This window comes from Burkholderia sp. Cy-637 (genome assembly GCF_011753175.1).
Classification (GTDB): domain Bacteria; phylum Pseudomonadota; class Gammaproteobacteria; order Burkholderiales; family Burkholderiaceae; genus Burkholderia; species Burkholderia gladioli.
The window spans coordinates 1-10,221 of record NZ_VWWC01000214.1; the positions used below are offsets into that span (position 1 = coordinate 1).

10 protein-coding genes are annotated in these 10,221 nt (G+C 69.8%); 6 read left to right on the forward strand and 4 right to left on the reverse strand.

Translation table 11 applies throughout. From position 1 onward, the window contains the following. The first annotated feature begins 1 nt into the window (after position 1). Positions 2–142: an amidase family protein gene (locus F3J10_RS31895; RefSeq protein WP_275691715.1), complete on the forward strand. Its 141-nt coding sequence runs from the start codon at positions 2–4 to the stop codon at positions 140–142. On the opposite strand, the gene F3J10_RS31900 is transcribed toward F3J10_RS31895, so the two are convergent. Next, positions 137–1,612 (reverse strand): APC family permease, encoded by a 1,476-nt coding sequence (locus tag F3J10_RS31900; RefSeq protein WP_167243768.1) that lies wholly within the window; start codon positions 1,610–1,612, stop codon positions 137–139. The two genes, F3J10_RS31895 and F3J10_RS31900, sit on opposite strands and share 6 nt — an antisense overlap. A 211-nt stretch (positions 1,613–1,823) precedes the next feature. Between F3J10_RS31900 and F3J10_RS31905 the strand changes: the two genes are divergently transcribed. After that, positions 1,824–3,077: an ROK family transcriptional regulator gene (locus F3J10_RS31905; RefSeq protein ID WP_051598242.1), complete on the forward strand. Its 1,254-nt coding sequence runs from the start codon at positions 1,824–1,826 to the stop codon at positions 3,075–3,077. A gap of 123 nt (positions 3,078–3,200) precedes the next feature. On the opposite strand, the gene F3J10_RS31910 is transcribed toward F3J10_RS31905, so the two are convergent. Together F3J10_RS31910 and F3J10_RS31915 are read right to left on the reverse strand one after the other, a co-directional pair. Next, positions 3,201–3,395 (reverse strand): YqaE/Pmp3 family membrane protein, encoded by a 195-nt coding sequence (locus tag F3J10_RS31910; RefSeq protein ID WP_017921290.1) that lies wholly within the window; start codon positions 3,393–3,395, stop codon positions 3,201–3,203. A gap of 139 nt (positions 3,396–3,534) precedes the next feature. Beyond that, on the reverse strand, positions 3,535–4,497 hold the full coding sequence (locus tag F3J10_RS31915; protein ID WP_047838664.1) for a LysR family transcriptional regulator: 963 nt from the start codon (positions 4,495–4,497) through the stop codon (positions 3,535–3,537). A gap of 432 nt (positions 4,498–4,929) precedes the next feature. Here F3J10_RS31915 and F3J10_RS31920 point away from each other — a divergent pair, with 432 nt between their 5' ends. From F3J10_RS31920 to F3J10_RS31935, 4 genes are read left to right on the forward strand one after another with little or no spacing between them, the layout of a single operon-like run. Further along, complete coding sequence (locus tag F3J10_RS31920) at positions 4,930–6,516, forward strand: NAD(P)/FAD-dependent oxidoreductase (protein WP_167243769.1); 1,587 nt, start codon at positions 4,930–4,932, stop codon at positions 6,514–6,516. A gap of 18 nt (positions 6,517–6,534) precedes the next feature. Then, entirely contained in the window at positions 6,535–7,464 is a 930-nt protein-coding gene (locus F3J10_RS31925) for an SDR family NAD(P)-dependent oxidoreductase (protein ID WP_025097999.1), read from the forward strand. Next, the gene (locus F3J10_RS31930; RefSeq protein ID WP_025097998.1) at positions 7,461–8,360 is read left to right on the forward strand and encodes a metal-dependent hydrolase; all 900 of its coding nucleotides are present in this window, start codon (positions 7,461–7,463) and stop codon (positions 8,358–8,360) included. The genes F3J10_RS31925 and F3J10_RS31930 overlap by 4 nt, the downstream gene beginning before the upstream one ends. A 14-nt stretch (positions 8,361–8,374) precedes the next feature. After that, positions 8,375–9,367 carry an alpha/beta fold hydrolase gene (locus F3J10_RS31935; RefSeq protein WP_025097997.1) on the forward strand — a complete coding sequence of 331 codons (993 nt, stop codon included), beginning with the start codon at positions 8,375–8,377 and terminating at the stop codon, positions 9,365–9,367. On the opposite strand, the gene F3J10_RS31940 is transcribed toward F3J10_RS31935, so the two are convergent. After that, on the reverse strand, positions 9,345–9,899 hold the full coding sequence (locus tag F3J10_RS31940; protein ID WP_167243770.1) for a putative glycolipid-binding domain-containing protein: 555 nt from the start codon (positions 9,897–9,899) through the stop codon (positions 9,345–9,347). The genes F3J10_RS31935 and F3J10_RS31940 overlap by 23 nt on opposite strands. Positions 9,900–10,221: the final 322 nt, after the last annotated feature.

Here is a 10,221-nt window from a genome sequence, read left to right on the forward strand (position 1 = left end):
ACTGACCGGTCTCGTCGGCCTGAAGGCAACGCACGGGCGGATTCCGATGACCGGTGTCTGGCCGCGCCTGCCGCGTCGTTATTGGCACCTCGGCCCGATCGCCCGGACCGTTCGCGACGTCGCCCTGCCACTTCGCTCATGACTGCTCCACGCCGGCTCGCGGCCGGCCTTGCTGGCGCTCCAGGAACACTTCCCGCACGCGCTTGGGCCCGAACGGCCATTGTTTCGCGATGCGCGCCCAGACCAGGAACGCGATCACGCCGAGCGCGATCCATGCCGTCGACATCCATTGCGAACGCGCATCGGTCGCGTAGAACACATACAGCCAGCCGACCAGCGCGAGCAGGCTCGGCAGCGGATAGAGCCATTGCCGGTAAGGCCGGCGCAGCTCCGGCTGGCGACGGCGCAGCACCGTCAGCGCGGCGATCTGCGCGACCGACTGCAGCAGCACCGCGACGGCCACCAGCATGTTGATCACGGTGGTCAGGTCGAAGAAGGTGCCGATCGCGGTCACCACGCCCATCACCAGCAACGCCACGTGCGGGAAATCGTGCCTCGCGTGCAGGCGCCCGAAGGCGGCCAGGAACACGCCGTCGCGCGCCGCGTGGAAGGGCACGCGCGAGCCGCCGAGCAAGCCCGCGAACACCGAGGCGAGCGCCGCCACCAGGATCAGCGCGGTGATGATTGCCGCGGCCGTGTGCCCCCAGTTGCGCTCCACCACCAGCGAGGCCACCGAGCTCGACTTCGCCACCTCCTGCCAGGGCACGGTGCCGATCACGCCGATGTTCATCGCCAGGTAGAACACCATCATCGCCAGGATCGACACGATGATCGAGCGCGGCATCACGTGGCCGGGGTTCTTCAGCTCGTCGCCCATGTAGGCGGTGGTGTTGTAGCCGGCGTAGTCGTAGATCGCGATGATCAGGCCGGCGCCCAGGCCGGTGAAGAACTTGCCCGCGTCGAACGCGTCGGGCGGCATCGACAGCGCCAGCGGCAGGTGGAAGTCGCTCCAGGCGGCGGCCGTGGTCAGCAGCACCGCGAGCACCATCACGATCCACAGCACCGCGCCCAGCGTGCGGATCGACTCGATGCGCCGGTACAGCGCGAACACCACCAGCGCCACCGCGGCGATGCCGATCGCATGCGACTGCCAGGGGCTCAGGTTCGGCAGGAAGAAACCGAGGTACTGCACGAAGCCGATGATGCCGGTGCTCATGATCAGCGGGATCGACAGCATCGCGGTCCACACGAACAGGAAGGGCATCAGCTTGCCGGTGCGGTACTGGAAGGCCTCGCGCACATACAGGTAGGTGCCGCCCGCGCCCGGCATGGCCGCGCCGAGCTCGGCCCAGACCAGGCCGTCGGCCATCGCCAGCAGCGCGCCGCACACCCAGCCGATCACCGCCAGCGGCCCGTTGAGCACCGCCACGATGGCCGGGATGGTCAGGAACGGCCCCACCCCGCAGATCTGGATCATGTTGACCGCGATGGCCGGGAACAGCCCGACCGAGCGACGGAAATGCTGCGCCTGCTGCGCGTCGTCCGCGCCATCCGCGGCGGCGGCGCCGTCCGAACGGCTGGCGCCGGGGTCCTGCCAGGTGGAATCGCTCATGCCTGTCTCCTAGCGGCCGGGGGCCGCGATCTCGTTGCCAAGGAACTGCCGTGCGAGGCTGCCGTGCCGCTTCGTCGATGGCGGCATCGTGGTCGAATGATAGGAAAGGTTCTTTACGAATTCAACAGGTTCAAAAATAATCCTTCGGCAGGCCGCCTTGCCTCGCTCGACATCTCGTTGATAGGATCGGACACCCGCAGACAGGCCACGCATGAATCCGCATTCCCGCAAAGCTCCGCCCCCCAGCGCCCCCGTCACCCGCGGCCCCGCCTTCGTGCGCCAGGGCAACGAATGGGCCATCTACCAGCACCTGCTGGCGCTCGCGCCGGCCACCGCGCCGCAGCTCGCGCAGAGCACGGGCCTCTCCAAGGTCACCGTGACGGGCGCGCTCGGCAACCTGGAACGGCTCGGGCTGGTCGAGCAGGTGGGCGTGCGCGAGGGCAGCGCCGGGCGCCAGCCGCGCCTCTACCAGCCGCGCGCACGGGCCGGCTACGTGGTGGCGATCGACGTCGGCGCGGCCTGGATCCGCGGCGCGCTGGCCGACCTGTCCGGCAACATCCTGGCGCGGCTGGAGAAACGCTCGCCGGCGCGCGCCTCGCTGCTGGTCGCGCGCATCGTCGAGATGGCGCAGGCGCTGGCCGAGGCGCAGGCGCTTGCGCGCGAGGCGGTGCTGGCCACCGTGCTCGGCTCGCCCGGCGTGTTCGATCCCTCCAGCGGCCGGCTGCGGCTCGCGCCCAACCTGCCCGACTGGGAACGCGCCGATCTGGTCAGCTCGCTGCGCGCCGCGCTCGGCGAGGACACCCTGTTCGACAACGACATCAATCTCGCCGCGCTCGGCGAGCAGGCGCACGGCATCGGGCGCGGGGTCGACAACTTCGTGTTCATGTCGATCGGCACCGGCATCGGCCTGGGCATCGTCACCGACGGCAAGCTCTATCGCGGCGCGCATGGTTTCGCGGGGGAAATCGCGGTGCTGCGGCCGGCGCCGCCCGCGCAGGAGCCAGGGCAGGACAGCAAGCGCGAGCGCGGCAAACACCGCGACGAGAACGCCAGCGACGACGGCCCGCGCGCGGCGATCTTCGAGGAATCGGCGGCGGCCAAGGGCATCGTGGCGCATGCGCGGCGCATCGGCCTGGCGGTGGACGACGCCGAGGCGGTATTCGCCGCCGCGCTGCAGGGCGACGAACGCGCGCGCGCCTGCCTGGCCGAGCAGGCGCGTCAGCTCGCCTGGGGCCTGGCCGCCATCATCCCGGTGCTGGACCCGGCCCTGGTGGTGCTGGGCGGCGGCATCGGCCTGGCCGGCGCGGCGCTGCTGCCGGCGATCCGCGAGCAGGTGGAGGCCTGGCTGCCGATCCCGGCGCCCGAGTTCGCGATCTCCGCGACGGGCACCGACGCGGTGCTGCTCGGCGCGATCGTGCAGGGCGTCGAGCGCGCGCGGCTCAAGGCCTTCGAACGGGCGGGCTGAACCGGGGGAGATTCGGCGGGAGATGCGGTGGAAGATTCGGCGGGAGATTCGGAAGCCGTGTCGGCGGAACGCCGGAAGGCAGGATCGGGCGCCGCCAGGACGGCGACGCCTCGCGAGGCGACCTCAGCCGCGTTTGCCGAGCGCCTGCTCGATCTTGCGATCGGTCTTGTACTGGCTCAGGGCATAGACGGACCAGATCGCGGCCGGAATCCAGCCGATCAGCGTGATCTGCAGCAGCAGGCAGATGATGCCCGCGAACGGGCGGCCGATCGTGAAGAACTGGAACCACGGAATCAGGATGGCAAGCAACAGACGCATCGGGGTCCTCGCATCAGGCAATTGAGTTGTCGGAGCCGCGCCGGGGCGGCCCCACATTCTACGATCCCGGGATGACGCGCCCGGGCACGGCGTGGCGAGGACCGACCAAGGCCGGACAACGCGCCGCCGCGCCCTCCCCTCAAGCCTCCACCGCCTTGCGCTCCTTCTTCACGCCCGGCATCACGCGCTTGGCCGGATCGTTCTCGAGCGCCGGCACCGAGGCAAACAGATCGGCGATCCAGTCGGCGAACACGCGCACCGTCATCGACAGGTGGCGGTTGTGCGGATAGACGATCGAGATCGGCTTGGGCTTCGGATAGACGCCCTGCAGGATCTCCACCAGCGAGCCGTCCATCAGGTGCGGGATCACCGAGAACAGGGTCGGCTGGATCAGCCCGAAACCCTCGAGCGCGCAGGTCACGTAGGCATCGGAATCGTTGACCGTGACGATCGAGTTCATGCGGATCTCATGCAGCTTGCCGTCGATCAGGAAGATCCACGGCATCGGCCGGCCCAGCGCGTAGGCGAAGTTCACCGCGCGGTGCTGCTCGAGCTCCTCGAGGGTGCGCGGCTCGCCGAACTTCTCCAGGTAGGCGGGCGAGGCGCAGCTCACGCGGTTCATCACCCCCACGCGCCGCGCCACCATCGACGAATCCTCCAGCGGCCCCACCCGGATCTCGCAATCGAAACCGTCGCGCACCAGGTCGACGGGCCGGTCCGACATGCCGAACTGCAGCTCGATGTCGGGATAACGCTCGTGGAATTCCGGCAGCGCCGGCAGCACCACGCGCCGCCCCAGCAGCGACGGCATGTGCACGCGCAGCGCGCCGTGCGGCTTGCGGTTGCCGACCTGGAAGCTCGCGTCGGCCTCCGAGATCTCCGTCAGGATCCGGATGCAATGCTCGTAGTAACCGGCGCCCTCGGGCGTCAGCGAGAGCCGGCGCGTGGTCCGGTGCAGCAGGCGCACGCCGAGCAAGGCTTCGAGGTTCTGGATGATCGTCGTCACCGAGGCCCGCGGCATGGCCAGCGTCTCGGCGGCGCGCGTGAAGCTGTTCGCATCGACCACGCGCGTAAAAACCTGCATCGCCTGTAAACGGTCCATCAATTTCCCCTTTCTCTGCTTTCGAACGGCCAACGGAACAGGATAGAGCGGCACGGCATCCCGATTCAAGCCTGACGGCGATTATTCATGTGCCGCGAGCAATCGCGGCGGCCGGCCGGCGATTGGCGGAAGCCGGCAAAGCCTTGCCCGGCGGGGCTCGCGCGGCGGTTTCGGCAGCTCCGCCGGCCGCCCGAGCCGGCCCGGCCGATCGCGCGGCCGGCGCCGCGAGGGGCTCCGTGTTTTCACCGACACTGCCGCCCCGCCTCTCCCAACGAAGAAATTACCCATTTCGAATCAAATACTTGCATCGCAACAGCAAGCCCCGGTCCGCGCTAGAGGCCGCCATCTACTCGCTTGCGATTTCCCGCGTCACCGACTATCGTTACATCCGTCAATGTCACATTTAAAAATGAACCGGAACGGAGACACCGCATGAATGCGCGTACCCTGCCCGATGGCGACGGCGCCAGCGAAGCCGTCGACATCGCGATCATCGGCACCGGCTTTGCCGGCCTCGGCATGGCGATCCGGCTGCGCCAGAAGGGGCGCGGCGACTTCGCGGTGTTCGAGAAGGCCGCGAGCGTGGGCGGCACCTGGCGCGACAACCATTACCCCGGCTGCGCCTGCGACGTGCAATCCCATGTCTACTCGTTCTCGTTCGCGCCGAACCCGCGCTGGACGCGCATGTTCGCGCCGCAGCCGGAAATCCGCGCCTATCTGGAAAGCTGCGTCGAGCGCTTCGGCATCGCGCCCTACCTGCGCTTCGACCACGAGCTGGCCAGCGCCGAATACGACGACGTCGCACACCGCTGGCAACTGCGCTTCGCCAACGGCCGCCGCGTCTCGGCGCGCGTGCTGGTGTCGGGCATGGGCGGCCTGTCGCGGGCCGCGCTGCCGCAGATCGAAGGGCTCGACAGCTTCGCCGGCCACGCCTTCCACTCGCAGCACTGGGACCACGACTATCGCCTGGAAGGCAAGCGCGTGGCGGTGATCGGCACCGGCGCCAGCGCCATCCAGTTCGTGCCGCAGATCGCGCCGAAGGTCGCGCAGCTCTCGCTGTTCCAGCGCACCCCGCCGTGGATCATGCCCAAGCCGGACCGCCAGCTCGGCCGCTTCGAGCAATGGCTGTTCCGCGCCCTGCCGTTCACGCAGAAGCTGGCGCGCACCAGCCGCTACTGGATGCTGGAATCGCGCGTGCTGGGCTTCGCGATCCATCCCGCGCTGATGAAGAACGTGCAGAAGCTGGCCGAGCGCCATATCCGCAAGCAGATCGCCGACCCGGCGCTGCGCGCCACCGTCACGCCGAACTACACGCTCGGCTGCAAGCGCGTGCTGATCTCGAACGACTACTACCCGGCGCTCACGCGCGCCAACGTCGACGTGCTCACCACCGGCATCGCGCGCATCGAGCCCGACGCGGTGGTCACCACCGACGGCCGCCGCCACGAGGTGGACTGCCTGATCTACGGCACCGGCTTCCAGGTGGCCGACCCGTTCCCGCGCGGCGTGATCCGCGGGCGCGGCGGCGTCGACATCGTCGATACCTGGCGCGACGGCGCGCATGCCTACCTCGGCACCACCCTGCCCGGCTACCCGAACTTCTTCATGATCGTCGGCCCGAACACCGGGCTCGGCCACAACTCGATGGTGTTCATGATCGAGTCGCAGATCGAATACATCCTCGGCGCGCTCGACGCGATGGACCAGGAGCGCGCCGACGCGATCGAGGTGCGCCCGCTGGTGGAGGCCGAATACAACACGCGGCTGCAACAGCGCCTGAAGCGCGCGATCTGGTCGACCGGCGGCTGCAAGAGCTGGTACCTGGACCCGCGCACCGGCAAGAACACCACGCTGTGGCCGGGCTTCACCTGGCGCTTCCGGCAGGCCACCGCGCAGTTCTCGATCGCCGACTACCACGCCTACGCGGCCGCGCGCCGCGAGGCACACGCCGAGGCCGGCAGCGCCGTGGCCGGCGCCCCCGCCACCGACGCGCCGGCGCACCGCGCGCAAGCCGTCTGACGACCAGGAGCGAAGCAGATGAAATCCTTCCACGACAAGGTTGCGGCGATCACCGGCGCCGGCTCCGGCATGGGCCGCTCGCTGGCGCTGCAGCTCGCCCAGGACGGCTGCCACGTGGCGCTGGCCGACAAGAACGGCGTCGGCCTGGCCGAGACCGAGCGCATCGTGCGGGCGCTGGCGCCCTCGGTGCGCGTCACCACCTGCCTGCTCGACGTGGCCGACCGCGCCGCCGTGCATCGCTGGGCCGACGACACCGCGCGCCAGTTCGGCCGCGTCAACCTGGTCTTCAACAACGCCGGCGTGGCGCTGTCGAGCACCATCGAGGGCATGGAATACGCCGACCTCGAATGGATCATGAACATCAACTTCTGGGGCGTGGTGCACGGCACCAAGGCCTTCCTGCCGCACCTGAAGGCCGCGGGCGACGGGCACGTGATCAACACCTCGAGCATCTTCGGCATCTTCGCGCAGCCGGGCATGAGCGCCTACAACGCCACCAAGTACGCGGTGCGCGGCTTCACCGAATCGCTGCGCCAGGAACTCGACATGATGAAGTGCGGCGTGTCGGCCACCTGCGTGCACCCGGGCGGCATCAAGACCAACATCGCGCAGTCGAGCCGGATCTCGCAGAACATGCTCGGCTTCATGGTCGACAGCGAGCAGCAGGGCAAGGACGACTTCGAGAAGTTCTTCATCACGACGCCGGAGGAAGCCGCGCGCGTGATCCTGCACGGCGTGCGCAGGAACAAGCGCCGCGTGCTGATCGGGCGCGATGCACGCGGCGCCGACTGGCTCGCGCGCACCCTGCCCGCCGCCTACCAGGCGCTGGTCGTGCTCGCGACCAGGCGCGAACGGGCCAAGGCGCGCCGCCGCGCCGCGCGCGGCGGCAAGCTCGCGCCGGCCCACTCCAGCTACAACAACGCAGGTAATCAGGGAGAACCGTCATGATGCCCGTCCGCCGTGACATCCGTTTCGCCATGCCCCCCGACCGCGCATGCGACTGGCACGTGAAGGGGGTGCCGGTCACCCACTTCATGAATGCGCTGTCGCTGCTGTTCCCGGCCGGCGAGCGTTTCTTCATGGACGCGGTGCGCCATTATCGCGACCAGATCCACGATCCCGAGCTCAAGAAGCAGGTGATCGGCTTCATCGGCCAGGAGGCGATGCACACGCGCGAGCACATCGAGTACAACGACCTGCTGCAGGCCGCCGGCCTGCCCGCGCACAAGCTCGACCGCCGCCTCTGGTTCATCCTCGGCCTGTTCAAGAAGTACCTGCCGCCCTCGATGCAGCTGGCCATCACGATCGCGCTGGAGCACTACACGGCGATGCTCGCCAACCTGCTGCTGGAAGGCCACAAGGAGCGCATCGACGGCTCGGTCGACGGCTACACGCAGATGTGGATGTGGCACGCGATGGAGGAGACCGAGCACAAGTCGGTGTCCTACGACGTGTGGCTGCGCGTGATCAAGCCGGGCCTGGGCCGCTACCTGCTGCGCACCGGCACCATGCTGATGACCACCGCGATCTTCTGGGCCATCGTGTTCGATTACCACCTGCGCCTGATGTTCGCGCATCGCCGCCATCACGGCCGCTTCTCCGGCATGTGGACGCTGGTGAAGTACCTGTACGCGCCGCGCGGCGGCGTGTTCCCCGGCATCGCGCGCGAGTGGTTCGGCTTCTTCCGCCCGAACTTCCATCCCTGGGACTACGACAACCGCCGCTACCTGGGCGAACTCGACAGCCTGCTCGCGAAGATCGACGAGACCAACGCGCGCTACGCCGCCGAGGCCGCGCCGCGCCGCGTGCCGCTGCATGCGGCCGCGCCGGCCGCCGCGCACTGAGCGGGGGATCGGTCATGGCGAGCGCGCGCGAGACGCTGACGGTCGATTCGGACGGCGTGCGGCTCGCCGTCCACCTGAGCGGGCCGCGCGAGGCGCCGCCCCTGATCCTGGTGCATGGTTATCCGGATTCCTCACGAGTCTGGGATCGCGTGCGCGAGACGCTGGAGAAGCGTTATCGCGTGATCGCCTACGACGTGCGCGGCGCGGGCGAATCCGAGGCGCCCAAGGCCACCGCCGCCTATCGCATGGCGCAGCTCGAACGCGACCTGTCGGCGGTCGCGCGGGCGGCCTGCGGCACGCGGCCGTTCCACCTGGTCGGCCACGACTGGGGCTCGATCCAGAGCTGGGAAGCCGTCACCGATCCGGCCATGCGCGGCCGGATCCTCTCCTATACCTCGATCTCGGGGCCCTGCCTGGACCATGTGTTCCGCGCGCGGCTCAAGCTGCGGCAGTCGCTGAAGTCCTGGTACATCGCCTTCTTCCACCTGCCGGTGCTGCCGCCGCTGTTCTGGCGGCTCGGCGGCGCCGCGCTCTGGCCGCTGTGGCTGCGCCGCACCGAGCGGATCCGCGCCGAGGCCGATCCGCATCAGTTGCGCAACGGCGTGAACGGCATCCGCCTGTATCGCGCCAACTTCATCGCGCGGGCCCGCCAGCCGCGCGAGCGTTACGCGCAGGCGCCGGTGCAGATCCTGGTGCCGCGCCGCGATCGCTACGTGACGCCGGCCCTGACCGAGAACCTCGAACGCTGGCTCGGGCCGCATCGGCGCGAGATCATCGACGCCTCGCACTGGACCGTGCTGCGCGACGCGGCGCTGATCGCGCAGCGCATCGACAGCTTCGCGGCCAGCCACGAGCCGGCCTTCGCGTCGCCGGCGGCGGCCACGACAGCGGCGGCGGCCACGGCACGCGCGGGACAGCCCGGCGCCAACGATGCCGATCTCGCCGCGCACCCGAGCGCAGCCGAGGCCGTCCCGGGCGCGCCGCTCAAGCCGCGGGCAAGCGCCTGAACAAGGTGTCGTATTCGAGCACCAGGCCGTCGTCGTCGACGCTCAGGCCCGCCGTGAAGCGGCCGTCGATCCCTTCGTAGCGATAGCGCCGGCCCGGCTCGATGCAGACATAGGCCTGGGTCGCGCGCGACACCGCCAGGTCCGGCACGCTGACATAGGCCACCTCGATCGCGCGCCGCTCGTCGCGGCGCAGCCCGAGGCGGCGGATCGGCAAGGTGTTGGTGTAGGGGGTGGCGGCGATATCGAGGTCGACGCAGCCTTCGAGCGCCGGCAGCGGGCGGCCCTCGCCGTCCTGCCAGCGGCCCTCGCGATCGCGCAGCAGGCTCAGCGTGGCGCCGCCCATCACGCTCAGCGTGGCCCGCGTGGTGCGCCAGTGGCCGTCGCAGGCGAGCCGGTAGGCCAGCCCGTAGCGCCGCCCGTCGTCGTGGCGGCCGATGATCACGCTCTCGGCCAGGTAGCCGTCGCCGTCGCGCGCGAGTGTCAGGTGTTCGATACCGTCGCTGTCGAGCGACGCCCAGCGCACTTCGCGCATCGCGATGCCTTCCCTTGGCGGCCCGCGCGGCGGGGCCGCGCGCGGTGCGCTCGATCGTAGCGCAAATAGCCGGTATCCGGGCCCGCCCATGTCGCGGCGCGCGGCGATCTTCTATGCTCGCGGCTTCGCGTCCGCCTGCGCCCCGCTCCCCCGCCGCCCCGCTCATGCCCGCCCGCTCCCGCCTCGTTCCGCTCGCGCTGCCGATCGAACTGCGCACGCTGCTGCGCGGCCTCGGCCAGGTGCTGCTGCAGCCGCATGCGGGCACCGGCGCCGGCGTGCTGGCCGGGCTGCTGCTGGCCGGTCCCGCGCTCGGCTGCGCGGC